Genomic DNA, 15,326 nt, shown 5'->3' with positions numbered 1-15,326 from the left:
GCTTCAGACCTGCGCTAACTCGGCATGCTCATCGGCATCCAGCAACGCCTTATCCGTCTGCCCCATGATCTGGCTGGTAATCGCCCCGGCCGTCATCGAACCATTCACGTTCAACGCCGTGCGGCCCATGTCGATCAGCGGCTCCACGGAAATCAACAGCGCCACCAGTGACACCGGCAAGCCCATGGCCGGCAGCACGATCAGCGCGGCAAAGGTCGCACCGCCGCCGACGCCGGCAACGCCCGCCGAACTCAAGGTCACAATCGCCACCAGGGTCGCGATCCACAGCGGGTCCAGCGGGTTGATGCCCACGGTCGGCGCGACCATCACCGCCAACATGGCAGGGTAAAGACCGGCGCAACCGTTCTGGCCGATGGTCGCGCCAAACGAGGCGGCGAAGCCGGCGATGGATTGCGGAATGCCCAGGCGACGGGTCTGCGCTTCAATGCTCAGCGGGATGCTTGCAGCGCTGGAGCGGCTGGTAAAGGCGAAGGTCAGCACCGGCCACACCTTGCGGAAGAAGCGCAGCGGGTTGATCCCGGCCAGGGACAGCAGCAGGCCGTGCACCACGAACATCAGGCCCAGGGCCAGGTACGACACCACGACGAAACTGCCGAGCTTGATGATGTCTTGCAGGTTGGAACCGGCGACCACTTTGGTCATCAGCGCCAGCACACCATAAGGGGTCAGCTTCATTACCAGGCGCACCAGGCGCATCACCCAGGCTTGCAGGGTGTCGATGGCGTTAAGGACTTTCTGGCCTTTTTCCACGTCGTCCTTGAGCAGCTGCAGCGCGGCAACCCCAAGGAACGCGGCGAAAATCACCACGCTGATAATCGACGTCGGTTTGGCCCGGGCCAGGTCGGCGAACGGGTTGGCCGGTACGAACGACAGCAGCAACTGCGGGATATTCAGGTCGGCGACCTTGCCTGCGTAATCACTCTGGATCACTTGCAGGCGCGCCATTTCCTGGGTGCCGGCCACCAGGCCTTCGGCGGTGAGGCCGAACAGGTTGGTCAGGCCGATGCCGATCAGCGCCGCGATGGCCGTGGTGAACAGCAGCGTGCCGATGGTCAGAAAGCTGATCTTGCCCAGGGACGAGGCGTTATGCAGGCGCGCCACGGCACTGAGGATCGAGGCGAACACCAGCGGGATCACGATCATTTGCAGCAGTTGCACATAGCCGTTGCCGACCAGGTCAAACCAGCCGATGGAGGCTTTGAGCACCGGGTTGCCGTCGCCATAGATCGTGTGCAACGCCGCGCCGAACAGCACGCCCAGCACCAGGGCGAACAGCACCTTCTTGGCCAGGCTCCAGTTAGTACGGCGGGTTTGTGCCAGGCCCAACAACAGGGCCACGAACACCAATAAATTGAGAATCAGGGGCAGATTCATTGAAGCTCCGTTGAGAAGGCAGCCAATCGCGTGAGCCTGCGATTGCGAACCGGGAAGCCTAACAGCTTGAAATATATTGATTTAATACCGATATGGAATGGCGACTGTCGTTTTTGGAATAAGCCTTTGACGCTCAGGCGTATGCCCTTGGCGTGATCACGACGTCCTTGGTCGTGCTCGGGCGATAACTGTCATACGGATTTGTTAGCGTCGATGTCTTTCACTTGAGGGAGACAACGCCTATGAAGCTCGCGCCGAAACTATTGGTATCCGCCGCCTTTTGCCTCGGGCTCGCCAGCCAGGCGTTTGCCGCCACCGAGTTGAAACACTGGCCGGCACCTGCCGCCAAACAACTCAACGAAATGATCGCCGCCAACGCCAACAAGGGTAACTACGCGGTGTTCGACATGGACAACACCAGCTACCGCTATGACCTTGAAGAGTCCTTGCTGCCGTACATGGAAAACAAGGGGCTGATCACCCGCGACAGCCTCGACCCGTCGCTCAAGCTGATGCCGTTCAAAGACACCGCCGAGCACAAAGAGAGCCTGTTCAGTTACTACTACCGCCTTTGTGAAGTGGACGACATGGTCTGCTACCCGTGGGTGGCCCAGGTGTTTTCTGGCTTCACCCTCAAGGAGCTCAAGGTTCAGGTGGATGAGCTGATGGCCTCCGGCAAGCCGGTGCCGGTCAGTTATTTTGAAGGCGACGCGGTGAAGACATCCGAGGTGCAGCCGCCAAAAGTCTTCACTGGCCAGGCCGAGCTGTACAACAAGCTGATGGAAAACGGCATCGAGGTGTATGTGATGACGGCCGCATCCGAGGAGCTGGTGCGCATGGTCGCCGCCGATCCGAAGTACGGCTACAACGTCAAACCCGAAAACGTCATCGGCGTGTCCACCCTGCTCAAGGACCGCAAGACCGGCGAGCTGACCACCGCCCGCAAGCAGATCGCGGCCGGCAAGTATGACCAAGCCGCCAACCTCGGCCTGGAACTGACCCCCTACCTGTGGACCCCGGCGACCTGGATGGCCGGCAAGCACGCGGCGATCCTCACCTACATCGACGAATGGAAAAAACCAGTGATTGTCGGCGGTGACACACCGACCAGCGACGGCTACATGCTGTTCCACGATGTGGACGTGGCCAAGGGCGGCGTCCACCTGTGGATCAACCGCAAAGACAAGTACATGACCCAACTCAACGGCATGATCGCCAAGCACGCGGCGGCGCAAGCCAAGGAAGGGCTGCCGGTGACGGCGGACAAGAACTGGGTGATCGTGAAACCGGAGGAGATTCAGTAAAGAGCCTTAAGTCGAAGTGCAGCCACTGTGGGAGCTGGCTTGCCTGCGATGCAGACACCTCGGTACTTCATGTACTCCGAGGTGATGCAATCGCAGGCAAGCCAGCTCCCACATTTGATCGCCAATGTCTTGGGGATTTTCTGCAGACAAAAAAAGCCCCGCACCTGGCGGGGCTTTTTTATGCGCGAAGCTTACAGGCCGTCGAGCATGGCTTTGTTGCGCACCGCACCTTTGTCGGCGCTGGTGGCCAACAATGCGTAGGCCTTCAATGCGGTGGTGACTTTACGCGGGCGCTTCTCCACTGGCTTCCAGCCTTTCTTGTCCTGCTCAACCCGGCGTGCCGCCAGTTCTTCATCGCTGATCAACAGGTTGATCGAGCGGTTTGGAATGTCGATCAACACCTTGTCGCCATCCTGCACCAGGCCAATCGCGCCACCGGCAGCGGCTTCCGGGGAAGCGTGGCCGATGGACAGGCCCGAGGTGCCGCCGGAGAAACGGCCGTCGGTCAGCAGGGCGCAGGCTTTGCCCAGGCCTTTGGATTTCAGGTAGGACGTGGGGTAAAGCATCTCCTGCATACCCGGGCCGCCTTTGGGGCCTTCGTAGCGGATGATCACGATGTCGCCTTCCTTGACTTCGTCCGCGAGGATGCCGCGTACCGAACTGTCCTGGCTTTCGTAGATCTTGGCGCGGCCTTCGAAGACGTGGATGGATTCATCCACACCCGCCGTTTTGACCACGCAGCCGTCGAGGGCGATGTTGCCGTACAGCACGGCCAGGCCGCCTTCTTGCGAGTAGGCGTGCTCGACACTGCGGATGCAGCCGTTTTCACGGTCGTCATCCAAGGTGTCCCAACGGGTCGACTGGCTGAACGCGGTCTGCGTCGGAATGCCCGCAGGGCCGGCCTTGAAGAAGGTGTGCACGGCTTCGTCGTCAGTCTGGGTGATGTCCCACTTGGCGATGCCTTCGGCGATGGACTTGCTGTGCACGGTCGGCAGGTCGGTGTGCAGCAGGCCGCCACGGGCCAGGGAACCGAGGATCGAGAAGATTCCGCCGGCGCGGTGCACGTCTTCCATGTGGTATTTCTGGATATTCGGCGCGACCTTGCACAGTTGCGGCACGTGACGGGACAGGCGGTCGATGTCGCGCAGGTCGAAATCGATCTCGGCTTCCTGGGCGGCGGCCAGCAGGTGCAGGATGGTGTTGGTGGAACCGCCCATGGCGATGTCCAGGGTCATCGCGTTTTCGAACGCCTTGAAGTTGGCGATATTGCGCGGCAACACCGACTCATCGTTCTCGCCGTAGTAGCGCTTGCACAGCTCGACGATGGTGCGACCGGCCTGCAGGAACAACTGCTCGCGGTCGCTGTGAGTGGCCAGTGTGGAACCGTTGCCCGGCAAGGCCAGGCCCAAGGCTTCGACCAGGCAGTTCATCGAGTTGGCGGTGAACATGCCGGAGCACGAACCGCAGGTCGGGCAGGCGCTTCGCTCGTATTCCGCAACCTTCTCGTCAGAGGCGCTGGAATCGGCGGCGATCACCATGGCGTCAACCAGGTCGAGGCCGTGGGAGGCGAGTTTGGTCTTGCCGGCTTCCATCGGCCCGCCGGAAACGAAGATCACCGGGATGTTCAGGCGCAAGGCAGCCATCAACATGCCAGGGGTGATCTTGTCGCAGTTGGAGATGCACACGATGGCGTCGGCGCAGTGGGCGTTGACCATGTATTCCACGGAGTCGGCGATGATCTCGCGGCTCGGCAGGGAATACAGCATGCCGTCATGGCCCATGGCGATACCGTCGTCCACGGCGATGGTGTTGAATTCTTTTGCCACGCCACCGGCGCGTTCGATCTCGCGGGCGACCAGTTGGCCCAGGTCCTTGAGGTGGACATGGCCCGGCACGAACTGGGTGAACGAGTTGGCAATCGCGATGATCGGCTTTTTGAAGTCGTCATCTTTCATCCCCGTGGCACGCCACAGCGCGCGCGCACCGGCCATGTTGCGGCCGTGGGTGGATGTTTTCGAGCGGTAATCAGGCATTGGAGCACTCCGGGCGGCTAATCAGGTACTAAAGGGGAGTGAGCTTCTATTGACGTCTGGAACACCCGAAAAATGGCCGTAGTGTCCGGAAGTTGCCACTCGCACCGCGGGATCGCCGCTTGCTTGGGCCTCGAGCTCATAAACCCGCCGGGGGATGACTGGCGATGAATAGGGCCGATTCTACACCGACTTCTTGTAGGAGCGAGCTTGCTCGCGAAAATCGTCAACGATGACGCTGTGCTATCAGGTAGTCCGTGTCGTTTGTGGGTTTTTCGCGAGCGAGCTCGCTCCTACAGGGGGACATATTCAGAACTACTGTTTAAAGGCTGGTTGGCGCTGCTGCTCCTACCGTTTCTTTTCCAATCACAGAAGAGGACGAAGGAATGTCCAACCAGCAAAATGCGCATCGGCTGCGTAAAGGGCGCTATTCAGAATCGGGCCGTATCTACTTGCTAACGGCTGTCACCCATCAACGGCAACACATTTTTCAAGACTGGCTTATCGGTCGCTTGCTGGTCCGCGAATTCAGAAAGGCTCAGGAAGACAAAGATGCAACGTCACTCGCCTGGGTGGTCATGCCCGACCATTTCCACTGGCTGGTGGAGTTGCACAGCGGCGATTTGCCTAGGCCCATGCAGCGAACCAAATCGCGAAGTGCCCGTGCAGTCAATAAGGCAAGACAGTCCTTTGGAGTGCTTTGGCAAAAAGGCTATTTCGACCGGGCGTTGCGCCGTGAAGAAGACTTGAAGGCAATGGCTCGCTATATCGTCGCCAACCCCTTGCGCGCAGGCTTGGTCGAGCACATTGGCCAATACCCCCTATGGGACGCCATCTGGCTATAAGACACCTTCCCCTGTAGGAGCGAGCTTGCTCGCGAAGATCGTCAACGATAACGCAGCGCTATCAGGTAACCCGTGGCGGCTATTCGTTCTTCGCGAGCAAGCTCGCTCCTACAGAGGGGGCGGTTTTAATCAGCTATTGGGTAGCAACCGGCAGGTAATGCTCTTGATGTAGCGCGTCTCGGCAATCGCCGGGTGCACCGGGTGGTCCGGGCCTTGGCCGCCGCGTTCGAGCATCTGGATGTTGCGGTCCAGATGGCGGGCGCTGGTGAGCAGGATGTTTTGCAGGTCGTCTTCCGGCAGGTGCATGGAGCATGAAGCGCTGACGAGGATGCCGTCCTTGCTGAGCAGGCGCATGGCTTGCTCGTTGAGGCGGCGGTAGGCGCCTTCGCCGTTTTTCATGTCTTTTTTGCGTTTGATGAAGGCCGGTGGGTCGGCGACGATCACGTCGAAGCGTTCTTCGCTGGCTTTCAGTTCCTTCAAGGCTTCAAAGACGTCGCCTTCGATGCAGGTCATCTTCTCGGCAAAGCCGTTCAGTGCGGCGTTGCGCTCTACGCCGTCGAGGGCGAAGGCGGAGGCGTCGACGCAGAACACTTCACTGGCGCCGAAGGCCGCCGCTTGCACGCCCCAGCCGCCGATGTAGCTGTACAGGTCCAGTACGCGCTTGCCCTTGGCATACGGGGCCAGGCGGGCGCGGTTCATGCGGTGGTCGTAGAACCAGCCGGTTTTCTGGCCCTGGATCACCGGGGCTTCGAATTTCACGCCGTTTTCTTCCAGCGCCACCCACTCCGGCACCAGGCCGAATACGGTTTCGACGTAGCGGTTGAGGCCTTCGGCGTCGCGCGCGGCGGAGTCGTTCTTGAACAGGATGCCGCTGGGCTTGAGCACTTGGGTCAGCGCGGCGATCACATCTTCTTTATGGGCTTCCATGGTCGCCGAGGCGATCTGTACCACCAGAATGTCGCCGAAGCGGTCGACCACCAGGCCCGGCAACAGGTCGGAATCACCGTAGACCAGGCGGTAGAACGGCTTGTCGAACAGGCGGTCACGCAGGGACAGGGCCACGTTGAGGCGGTGTACCAGCAGCGACTTGTCCAGTGGCAACTTGATGTCGCGCGACAGCAGGCGGGCGCAGATCAGGTTGTTCGGGCTCATGGCCACGATGCCCAGGGTCTTGCCGCCGGCTGCTTCCAGGATAGCCTGGTCACCTGCCTGGAAGCCGTGGAGTGGGGTGGCGGCCACGTCGATTTCGTTGCTGTAGACCCACAGGTGGCCGTTGCGCAAACGACGATCGGCGTTGGCTTTGAGACGCAGGCTTGGCAGGGACATGACGTCGCTCCGGAAAAAAGAGCGGGAGTATACCCTTTGCGCACTCTTTCATGTGGGAGCTGGCTTGCCTGCGATGCGGGCGGCGCGGTGTATCAGACGTACGGTGGTGATGCTATCGCAGGCAAGCCAGCTCCCACATTCGATCGGGTTTCACTTGGGTTTTTGGGTGTCGGCCACGTCTGCATAAGGGGTAGAATTCGCGCCTAGCCCAGAGTGTGTACTTATGTCCCAAGAGCTTTCCCCCGAGCAGATCCAACAGGCCCTGCAAGGCATCAGCGTGCCGCCTCAACCGCAAATCATGGTGGATTTGCAGATGGAGCAGTACATGCCCGACCCGGACCTGGAAGTGATTGCGCGGCTGATCTCCCAGGACCCGGGCTTGTCCGGCGCGCTGCTCAAGATCGTCAATTCGCCGTATTACGGCCTGAGCAACAAGATCGCTTCGATCCAGCGTGCGGTGAACCTGCTGGGCAGCCGTTCGATCATCAATCTGATCAACGCGCAGTCGATCAAGGGCGAGATGTGCGACGACACCATCGTCACCCTCAACCGCTTCTGGGACACTGCCCAGGATGTGGCCATGACCTGCCTCACCCTGGCCAAGCGCACTGGCTCCCAGGCCGTGGACGAAGCCTATGCCTTGGGCCTGTTCCATGATTGTGGCGTGCCGCTGATGCTCAAGCGCTTCCCCAATTACATGGCGGTACTGGAAGAAGCCTACGCCAATGCCGGCCCGGATTGCCGCGTGGTCGACACCGAAAACAAAGCGTTCCACACCAACCATGCGGTGGTTGGCTACTACACCGCCAAGTCCTGGCGCCTGCCGGAGCATGTGACCGACGCCATCGCCAATCACCACAACGCTCTGGCGATTTTCAGCGATGAGACATCGCGCAACCCGCAGCTCAAGAACCTGCTGGCCATTTTGAAGATGGCCGAGCATATCTGTTCGTCCTATCGCGTACTGGGTAACCAGGCGGTGGACCATGAGTGGAATGCCATCGGCCATCTGGTGCTGGATTACGTGGGCCTGTCGGACTACGACTTCGAGAGCCTGAAGTTGTCGATCCGCGAACTGGGCGCGCACTGACCCGTTATTCAAGAGGTACACATGCCCGAGTTACCAGAAGTCGAAACCACCCGCCGCGGGATCGCCCCGCACCTGGAAGGCCAGCGCGTCAGCCGCGTGGTGGTGCGTGAGCGGCGCCTGCGCTGGCCGATTCCGGAAGACCTGGATGTGCGCCTGTCGGGGCAGCGCATCGTGCTGGTGGAGCGCCGGGCCAAGTACCTGTTGATCAATGCCGAAGTGGGCACCTTGATCAGCCACCTGGGCATGTCGGGCAACTTGCGCCTGGTGGAAGTCGGCATGCCGGCGGCCAAGCATGAACATGTGGATATTGAGCTGGAATCGGGTATGGCCCTGCGCTACACCGACCCGCGGCGTTTCGGCGCGATGCTCTGGAGCCTCGACCCGCACAACCATGAGTTGCTGATGCGGCTGGGGCCAGAGCCGTTGACCGACCTGTTTGATGGCGAGCGCTTGTTCCAGCTGTCTCGCGGCAAGTCGATGGCGGTGAAGCCGTTCATCATGGACAACGCGGTGGTGGTGGGCGTGGGCAATATCTATGCGACAGAGGCGCTGTTTGCGGCGGGGATTGACCCGCGCCGCGCCGCCGGGGGGATTTCACGCGGGCGTTATTTGAAGCTGGCGATTGAGATCAAGCGGGTGCTGGCCGCTGCCATTGAGCGGGGCGGTACCACGTTGCGCGACTTTATCGGTGGCGATGGGCAGCCGGGGTATTTCCAGCAGGAACTGTTCGTGTATGGCCGGGGCGGCGAGGCGTGCAAGGTCTGCGGTACTGAGCTGCGCAATGTGGTGCTGGGGCAGCGGGCGAGTGTGTTTTGCCCCAAGTGTCAGAGCTGAATGGTGCGGAGGGCTGATGCAGCCTTCGCGAGCAAGCCCGCTCCCACATTTGACTGCATTTAACCTGAAGAAACTCGGTCAATGTGGGAGCGGGCTTGCTCGCGAAGAGGCCTTTACGGGCAATGAAGAGGCTTAGGCCTTACCGGTAATCTTGCGGTACTTCTCCATCAACTGCTCTTCAGTCTCAGGGTGTGCCTCATCCAGCGGAATGCAATCCACCGGGCATACCTGCTGGCACTGCGGTTCGTCGTAGTGACCGACGCACTGGGTGCACAGGTTAGGGTCGATCACATAGATCTCTTCGCCCTGGGAAATGGCGGCGTTCGGGCACTCGGGTTCGCAGACGTCGCAGTTGATGCAATCGTCGGTGATGATCAGGGACATGGAAACTCCTGCCAGGGCACTCTGCCAAGGCATCTGAAAACTAATGCGCGCAATTGTGCCGCATTGGCGCCCGCAGTGCGAGCAGGCACCGACCGAGCAGCCTTACTTCTTGAAGCGTAGCGTCAGCGCATCGGCCACGGCTGGGTGGACGAACTTGGTGATATCTCCGCCCAAAGCGGCGATTTCACGAACCAACGTCGAGGAAATGAACGAATAACGCTCCGACGGCGTAAGGAACAGACTTTCGACGTCCGGCGCCAATTGGCGGTTCATGTTGGCCAGCTGGAATTCGTATTCGAAGTCCGACACCGCGCGCAGGCCACGCAGGAACACATTGGCGTTCTGCTCCTTGGCAAAATGCGCCAGCAATGTCGAAAAGCCCACTACTTCGACATTTGGCAGGTGCTTGGTGACCTCTTGCGCCAGCTCCACACGTTGTTCCAGGGGAAACAGCGGGTTTTTCTTGGGGCTGGCCGCGACCGCGATGATCACATGGTCGAACAGGCGAGAGGCGCGTTCGACCAGATCGCCATGGCCTTTGGTAATCGGGTCGAAGGTACCTGGGTACAACACTCGGTTCATCGCGTCGTCCTGGCGGAGTCCGTTGGGGAACCGGATGGTATCGCAGCATTACCGGTGGGCCAAGTCGACTTATGTAGATAGATACCGTGAATACCCTGTCTTTTCATGCCGTTTTCAGACGTTCGGCCAATGCGCTCGCCAGTTGCGCGGTCAATCCGTACACCGACAATTGCGGGTTGGCGCCAATGCTGGTGGGGAACAGCGAGCCGTCGTGGATCGACAGATTGCGCAACTGATGGTGGCGACCCAGGCTATCGGCCACGGCATTTTTTGGATCTTCACCCATGGCACAACCGCCCATCACGTGGGCACTGCCCAGGGTGGTGCGATGCAGTTCCAGGTTCAGACCGTCGATCACGCTGCGCGCTTCGGCCAGGTTGTTCACGAAGCGCGCGTCGTGATGCAAGGGCTTGACCGATTTGGCCCCCGCCGCGAACTGAATCTCGGCCATGCTGTGGAAGGCCCGGCGCAGGCCGTCCCAGGCGTAGGGCGAGACCTGATAGTCGAGCACTGGCGTGCCGTCACCGCGTAACTCCACGGTTCCGCCTGGGCTGTCGGGGTGAAAACCGTCGCGCAGCAGGGCGAGCATGGCGTGGGTGTGGGGTAATTGGTTCATGTCCAAGGCGTTCTGCTTGCCGTAGCCACCGAACAGGGTGCTTGCCAGGCCTGGGTGCAAGGGTGGTGCTTCCAGTTTGTAGGACATTTTGCCGGTAGTGCCGTCCTGCCATTGGAAATGGTCGGAGTAGATGGATTGCGGCGCGCCGTAGAAGGGGTTGATCACCTCGTCGAACAGCCCGGCGGAGAAATTGACCAGGTGCAGGAAGGTGCGCTTGCCCAACCGCGAGTGCGGGTCGGGTGCGTCCGAGCGCATCAGCAGGGCCGGGCTGTTGATGCCGCCGCCCGCCAGCACATAGTGCTTGGCTTTCACGCTGATCTTGCGCCCGGTGGGCGCTACGCAGCGCTCGTCCATGGCCACGCATTCGAGGCTGCTGATGGTGTCGCCGCTGTAGATGAGTCGCTCGGCGCGAGCCAGGTAAAGCAGTTCGCCGCCCTGTTCCAGGGTGGACGGGATGGTCGTCACCAGCATTGACTGCTTGGCGTTGACCGGGCAGCCCATGCCGCAGTACCCCAGGTTGAAGCAGCCGCGCACATTGCGCGGGATCACATGCCAGCTATAGCCGAGCTTTTCGCAGCCTTTGCGGATCACATCGTTATTGGCATTCGGCGGCAGCGCCCACGGCGCGATGCCCAGGCGCTGTTCCATTTTTTCGAACCAAGGCGCCATTTCGGCGCTGCTGTGCCCTTTGACCGCATATTCGCTGGCCCAATGCGAGAGGGTGGCATCGGGGGTGCGAAAGCTGGAGGTCCAGTTGATCAACGTAGTACCGCCCACGGCCCGGCCCTGCAGGATGGTGATAGCGCCGTCCTTGCTCATCCGCCCGATGCCTTCCTGGTAAAGGCTGGCGTAGGCTTCGTCTTCCAGCAGCTTGAAGTCGCTGCTGGTCTTGAGCGGGCCTTCTTCGATCAGCAACACTTTGTAGCCGGCGGCGCTGAGGATTTCGGCGGTGGTACCGCCCCCGGCGCCGCTGCCGATGATGGCGACATCTGCTTCCAGGGTGAGGTCGTTATCCAGGGCGGCGCCATTGTGGGTTTTCCAGCCACGGGCCAGGCCGTCGCGGAACAGATCGGGTACGGGCATAGGTGTGCTCTCTTATTCTTGTAGGAAGATGCAATCTTGGAAGATTGCCCAGGCTAGATCTTCGGCGGGCCGGGGTAGCCGCAATGGGCCCAGGACTCGGGCCGGAAGTACCAGGCCATGATCACCAGCTTGAGCAGCGAGCCCTGGCCCATGCGCAACAGGTTCAGGTAGCTGTTTTCCCAGCGGTGCAGGAAATTGCGGATCTGTTCGCTGCTGGCATTTTCCCAACTGCCCCAGATACCGGTCAGCGGGCCGCGGGTGATGCCCATTGCCAGCACGTCGAATAATTGCTGAGTGAGCTTGAACATCTCGGGCGACAAGTGCTGCAGGCTGTAATCGAGCTTTTTCAGGGTGTCCTCAATGCCGGCAAACACTTGCTCGGCGCTGGCCGCGCCTTCCAGCAACACCGGGATCACCGCCCGTAAGAACGGCAAGTCGCTGGTGCGCAACATCGCAAAGCCGCTGGCCGGCGTACTGCTGGAGCAACCGCTGAGGCTGGCGCCCAGCCCAGCGGTGGCGAGGAAGGCGCTGGCACACAGGCCGATTTTCAAGACGCCGCGCCGTGACAGCGCGGGTGAATCAGTCAGGCTGGGGTTCATTGTTTTTATTGTCCCGAAGGTGGCGGTTATCAGCGGATAAACAGCTTCTGGATCAGCTTCTGGATCGACTTGCCATAGGGCGGGTAGATCAACTTCGCCGCGTTCAGGCGCTGTTTGACCAGCACACCCTTGGCCTTACTGAACGTCAGGAAACCTTCGTGACCGTGGTAATGGCCCATGCCCGACGGGCCGATGCCACCGAACGGCATATCGTCCTGGGCGACGTGCAGCAAGGTGTCGTTCAGGCATACACCACCGGAATGGGTTTCGTGGAGCACCCGGGCTTGTTCGCCTTTGTTGTAGCCGAAGTAATACAGGGCCAATGGGCGTGGGCGCTGGTTGATGTAGGCAAAGGCTTGGTCAAGGCCGCGATACGGCACGATAGGCAGGAGCGGACCGAAAATTTCGTCCTGCATCACGGTCATGTCGTCGCTGACATTCAACAGCAGGCTGTGAGCCATTCGCCGCGCCTGGCCTTGCTCGTACAGTGGGATCAAGGTGGCGCCCTTGTCGGTAGCGTCCTTGGCGTAGGCATTGAGCCGAGCCAGTTGGCGTTCGTTGATGATGGCGGTGTAGTCCGGGTTGTCGGCCAGCGTCGGGTAAAACCCACGAACGGCCTTGGAATACGCCTCGACAAAGCCCTCTACACGATCTTCCGGTACCAGCACATAATCCGGTGCCACGCAGGTTTGCCCGGCGTTCAAGGCTTTGCCGAAGGCGATGCGTTCGGCGGCGTCCTTGAGCGGCACATCGGTCGAAACGATCGCCGGCGATTTGCCGCCCAACTCCAGAGTCACCGGCGTGAGGTTTTCGGCCGCCGCACGCATCACGTGCTTGCCTATGCTGGTAGCGCCAGTGAACAGCAGGTGATCGAAGCGCAACTTGGAAAACGCCATGCCCACGTCAGCTTCGCCCAGCACGACGCACACCAGGTCCTCAGGGAAGATCTTGGCCAGCAACGCCTTGAGCAGCTCACCGGTAGCCGGCGTAGACTCACTGAGCTTGAGCATCACCCGGTTACCGGCAGCCAACGCCCCCACCAACGGGCCGATGGCCAGGTACAGCGGGTAGTTCCACGGCACGATGACGCCGACGACGCCCAGTGGCTGGTAAATGACTTTGGCTGAGGCGGGCTGGAAGGCAATGCCTACAGCGCGGCGGGAAGGTTTCATCCAGCCCTTGAGGTGTTTGCTCGCGTAGTGAATGCCATGCAGGCTGGGCATCAATTCGGCAAACAGGGTTTCGTCGGCGCTGCGATGGCTAAAATCCTCGCTGATCGCATCGATCAGCGCCTGGCGTTCGTCGCTCAGCAGATCTCTCAGGGCCTTGAGCCATTGCTGGCGCTGCCCGGCCGGCGGCATCGGGTTGGCGGCATACGCGCGGCGTTGGGCGTCGAACAGGTCCTGGAGTTGATCCAGCGCCTGGGAATCTTGCAGGTAGGCAACGTTGGCAGACATGGCGCGGCACCGATTGTTATTGGTCTGCCTGGATTTTTAGAGTCATTGCTCTAAATTGTCAAATAACATTGCAGTAACATCCAGATTTATCCTGGCCGGGTTAGGCCGTAAGATGCCCCATCCCGTGTATAGAAGCTGATCCCCTATGGCACCACGAGTAAAGACCAGCGAGCGCATTGTGCAAACCAGCCTGGAGCTTTTTAACCAGCAGGGCGAGCGCAGTGTCAGTACCAACCACATTGCCGCCCACATGGAAATTTCCCCGGGCAACCTGTACTACCACTTCCCTAACAAGCAGGCGATCATCGCCGTGCTGTTCCGCGAATATGAAGCGTTGGTAGACAGTTTCCTGCGTCCGCCCCAGGGACGCACGATGGTGGTGGAGGACAAGCGCTTTTACCTGCAAGCCGTATTGGCCGGCATGTGGCGTTATCGCTTCCTGCACCGCGACCTCGAACACCTGTTGGAGAGCGACCCGGAACTGGCGACCGGCTACCGGCGTTTTTCCCAGCGTTGCCTGATCCAGGGCGGCGCCATCTACCAAGGCTTTGTCGACGCCGGCATTCTCAATATGGACCCGGTGCAAACCGAAGCCCTGACCCTCAATGCCTGGATCATCCTCACTTCGTGGGTGCGCTTTTTGTGCACCACCAATGAAAAATCCACCCACCTGAGCGCCGAGGCGATCAAGCGTGGGGTCTATCAGGTGCTGGTGCTGGAGGCGGGGTTTGTCACGCCGCAAGCCAAAGAGGCGGTGGACGCCTTGTTCAAAGAGTTTTACGTGCCGTTGAATCAGGCACTGGAAGAAGTGAAGTAAGACCTTTCCCCTTTGTATTCACAGGAGTCAGTCATGCCGCTTGCCCAACTGATCAGCCCCCAGCAATTGGCCGAGCGCCAACAGTCGAGCGGGTGGGTGATCCTGGATTGCCGCTTTGCCCTGGAAGACCCGGACTACGGCTTGTGCAGTTACGCCGAAGGGCATATCGAGGGCGCGCAATACGCCGACCTTGAGCGCCACCTGAGCGGCCCGGTGACCAAGGGCGTGACCGGTCGTCATCCTTTGCCGGCGGCGGACACGCTCACCAGGCAACTGCGGGCCTGGGGCATCAGCGCCGATACCGATGTGGTGCTGTATGACGACGGCCCCGGTGCCTACGCCGCCCGTGCCTGGTGGTTGCTGGCCTGGTTGGGCAAGCGTGATGGCGTGTTTATCTTGGATGGTGGCCTCAAGGCCTGGCATGCCGCGGGTTTCCCCCTGAGCCTGGACGCGCCTGTGGTTGAGCCAGGTACCTTCGTCGGTACGCCGGATCATCGCCTGTTGCTGGATGCCGAACACCTGCAAAAACGCCTGGGCCAACCCGGCCTGACCTTGATCGACGCCCGCGCCCAGCCGCGCTTTCGTGGCGAAGTAGAGCCCATCGACCCGATTGCCGGGCATATCCCCGGCGCGCAGTGCGCGGCGTTCAGTGAAAACCTGGGCAGCGACGGCCGCTTCCTGCCGGCCGAGCAGCTCAAGCAGCGCTTTGCCGCGCAGTTGCAAGGGCGCCCGGCGCAGGAATTGGTGGCGTATTGCGGGTCTGGGGTGACGGCGTGCCATAACCTGTTTGCGTTGAGCCTGGCGGGGTACCCGCTGGGCAAGTTGTATGCGGGGTCGTGGAGTGAGTGGATTACTGACCCAGCCCGGGAAATAGCAACGGGCGACTAAACGATCGGTGTGAACACTTGCTCAAAATGTGGGAGCTGGCTTGCCTGCGATAGCGGAGTGTCAGCCACCTCAACAT

At 60.6% G+C, this 15,326-nt stretch carries 14 protein-coding genes; 6 read left to right on the top strand and 8 right to left on the bottom strand.

All coding sequences use genetic code 11. The annotated features are described in order from the left end of the window. Positions 1–3: 3 nt before the first annotated feature. Complete coding sequence (locus A7K61_RS09340) at positions 4–1,395, bottom strand: L-cystine transporter (protein ID WP_014720352.1); 1,392 nt, start codon at positions 1,393–1,395, stop codon at positions 4–6. A gap of 242 nt (positions 1,396–1,637) precedes the next feature. Between A7K61_RS09340 and A7K61_RS09335 the strand changes: the two genes are divergently transcribed. After that, positions 1,638–2,699, top strand: a complete 1,062-nt coding sequence (locus A7K61_RS09335) for a phosphorylcholine phosphatase (protein ID WP_069557460.1) — start codon at positions 1,638–1,640, stop codon at positions 2,697–2,699. Between the two features lie 191 nt (positions 2,700–2,890). Here A7K61_RS09335 and ilvD read toward each other — a convergent pair whose 3' ends face one another. Continuing rightward, positions 2,891–4,732, bottom strand: a complete 1,842-nt coding sequence (gene ilvD / locus A7K61_RS09330; RefSeq protein WP_003195159.1) for a dihydroxy-acid dehydratase — start codon at positions 4,730–4,732, stop codon at positions 2,891–2,893. A 383-nt stretch (positions 4,733–5,115) separates the two neighbouring features. On the opposite strand from ilvD, the gene A7K61_RS09325 reads away from it, so the two are divergent. Further along, positions 5,116–5,574 (top strand): transposase, encoded by a 459-nt coding sequence (locus A7K61_RS09325; RefSeq protein ID WP_069557459.1) that lies wholly within the window; start codon positions 5,116–5,118, stop codon positions 5,572–5,574. A 129-nt stretch (positions 5,575–5,703) separates the two neighbouring features. Here A7K61_RS09325 and A7K61_RS09320 read toward each other — a convergent pair whose 3' ends face one another. After that, on the bottom strand, positions 5,704–6,900 hold the full coding sequence (locus A7K61_RS09320; protein ID WP_003195152.1) for a class I SAM-dependent rRNA methyltransferase: 1,197 nt from the start codon (positions 6,898–6,900) through the stop codon (positions 5,704–5,706). A gap of 277 nt (positions 6,901–7,177) precedes the next feature. Between A7K61_RS09320 and A7K61_RS09315 the strand changes: the two genes are divergently transcribed. Continuing rightward, entirely contained in the window at positions 7,178–7,990 is an 813-nt protein-coding gene (locus A7K61_RS09315; protein ID WP_171905467.1) for an HDOD domain-containing protein, read from the top strand. 21 nt (positions 7,991–8,011) lie between these two features. Further along, entirely contained in the window at positions 8,012–8,824 is an 813-nt protein-coding gene (mutM, locus tag A7K61_RS09310) for a bifunctional DNA-formamidopyrimidine glycosylase/DNA-(apurinic or apyrimidinic site) lyase (protein ID WP_044269621.1), read from the top strand. A gap of 132 nt (positions 8,825–8,956) precedes the next feature. Here the strand turns inward: mutM and A7K61_RS09305 are convergent, their stop codons facing one another. From A7K61_RS09305 to A7K61_RS09285, 5 genes are all read right to left on the bottom strand, one after another. Continuing rightward, a complete protein-coding gene (locus A7K61_RS09305; protein ID WP_003195146.1) occupies positions 8,957–9,208 on the bottom strand; it encodes a YfhL family 4Fe-4S dicluster ferredoxin in 252 nt (83 codons plus the stop codon). A gap of 102 nt (positions 9,209–9,310) precedes the next feature. Beyond that, positions 9,311–9,790: a pantetheine-phosphate adenylyltransferase gene (gene coaD, locus A7K61_RS09300; protein WP_003195136.1), complete on the bottom strand. Its 480-nt coding sequence runs from the start codon at positions 9,788–9,790 to the stop codon at positions 9,311–9,313. A 103-nt stretch (positions 9,791–9,893) separates the two neighbouring features. After that, positions 9,894–11,489: a GMC family oxidoreductase gene (locus A7K61_RS09295; protein WP_069557458.1), complete on the bottom strand. Its 1,596-nt coding sequence runs from the start codon at positions 11,487–11,489 to the stop codon at positions 9,894–9,896. 53 nt (positions 11,490–11,542) lie between these two features. Then, entirely contained in the window at positions 11,543–12,088 is a 546-nt protein-coding gene (locus A7K61_RS09290) for a hypothetical protein (RefSeq protein WP_044269617.1), read from the bottom strand. A 29-nt stretch (positions 12,089–12,117) separates the two neighbouring features. Beyond that, positions 12,118–13,545 (bottom strand): coniferyl aldehyde dehydrogenase, encoded by a 1,428-nt coding sequence (locus tag A7K61_RS09285; protein ID WP_069557457.1) that lies wholly within the window; start codon positions 13,543–13,545, stop codon positions 12,118–12,120. 145 nt (positions 13,546–13,690) lie between these two features. Here A7K61_RS09285 and A7K61_RS09280 point away from each other — a divergent pair, with 145 nt between their 5' ends. Continuing rightward, on the top strand, positions 13,691–14,362 hold the full coding sequence (locus A7K61_RS09280; protein ID WP_005792294.1) for a TetR/AcrR family transcriptional regulator: 672 nt from the start codon (positions 13,691–13,693) through the stop codon (positions 14,360–14,362). A gap of 33 nt (positions 14,363–14,395) precedes the next feature. Further along, on the top strand, positions 14,396–15,250 hold the full coding sequence (locus A7K61_RS09275; RefSeq protein WP_069557456.1) for a sulfurtransferase: 855 nt from the start codon (positions 14,396–14,398) through the stop codon (positions 15,248–15,250). Positions 15,251–15,326: the final 76 nt, after the last annotated feature.

This window comes from Pseudomonas sp. AP42 (genome assembly GCF_001728935.1).
Classification (GTDB): domain Bacteria; phylum Pseudomonadota; class Gammaproteobacteria; order Pseudomonadales; family Pseudomonadaceae; genus Aquipseudomonas; species Aquipseudomonas lactis.
Note: the sequence above shows the minus strand (reverse complement) of the source record. Positions and strands in the feature narration are given on the sequence as shown.

Bases quoted from the DNA above. Each gene is read 5' to 3' on its own strand.
- A7K61_RS09280 (WP_005792294.1), top strand. From the start codon at position 13,691: ATGGCACCACGAGTAAAGACCAGCGAGCGCATTGTGCAAACCAGCCTG.
- A7K61_RS09290 (WP_044269617.1), bottom strand. From the start codon at position 12,088: ATGAACCCCAGCCTGACTGATTCACCCGCGCTGTCACGGCGCGGCGTC.
- A7K61_RS09295 (WP_069557458.1), bottom strand. From the start codon at position 11,489: ATGCCCGTACCCGATCTGTTCCGCGACGGCCTGGCCCGTGGCTGGAAA.
- A7K61_RS09285 (WP_069557457.1), bottom strand. From the start codon at position 13,545: ATGTCTGCCAACGTTGCCTACCTGCAAGATTCCCAGGCGCTGGATCAA.
- A7K61_RS09320 (WP_003195152.1), bottom strand. From the start codon at position 6,900: ATGTCCCTGCCAAGCCTGCGTCTCAAAGCCAACGCCGATCGTCGTTTG.
- coaD (WP_003195136.1), bottom strand. From the start codon at position 9,790: ATGAACCGAGTGTTGTACCCAGGTACCTTCGACCCGATTACCAAAGGC.
- A7K61_RS09335 (WP_069557460.1), top strand. From the start codon at position 1,638: ATGAAGCTCGCGCCGAAACTATTGGTATCCGCCGCCTTTTGCCTCGGG.
- ilvD (WP_003195159.1), bottom strand. From the start codon at position 4,732: ATGCCTGATTACCGCTCGAAAACATCCACCCACGGCCGCAACATGGCC.
- A7K61_RS09325 (WP_069557459.1), top strand. From the start codon at position 5,116: ATGTCCAACCAGCAAAATGCGCATCGGCTGCGTAAAGGGCGCTATTCA.
- A7K61_RS09305 (WP_003195146.1), bottom strand. From the start codon at position 9,208: ATGTCCCTGATCATCACCGACGATTGCATCAACTGCGACGTCTGCGAA.
- mutM (WP_044269621.1), top strand. From the start codon at position 8,012: ATGCCCGAGTTACCAGAAGTCGAAACCACCCGCCGCGGGATCGCCCCG.
- A7K61_RS09340 (WP_014720352.1), bottom strand. From the start codon at position 1,395: ATGAATCTGCCCCTGATTCTCAATTTATTGGTGTTCGTGGCCCTGTTG.
- A7K61_RS09275 (WP_069557456.1), top strand. From the start codon at position 14,396: ATGCCGCTTGCCCAACTGATCAGCCCCCAGCAATTGGCCGAGCGCCAA.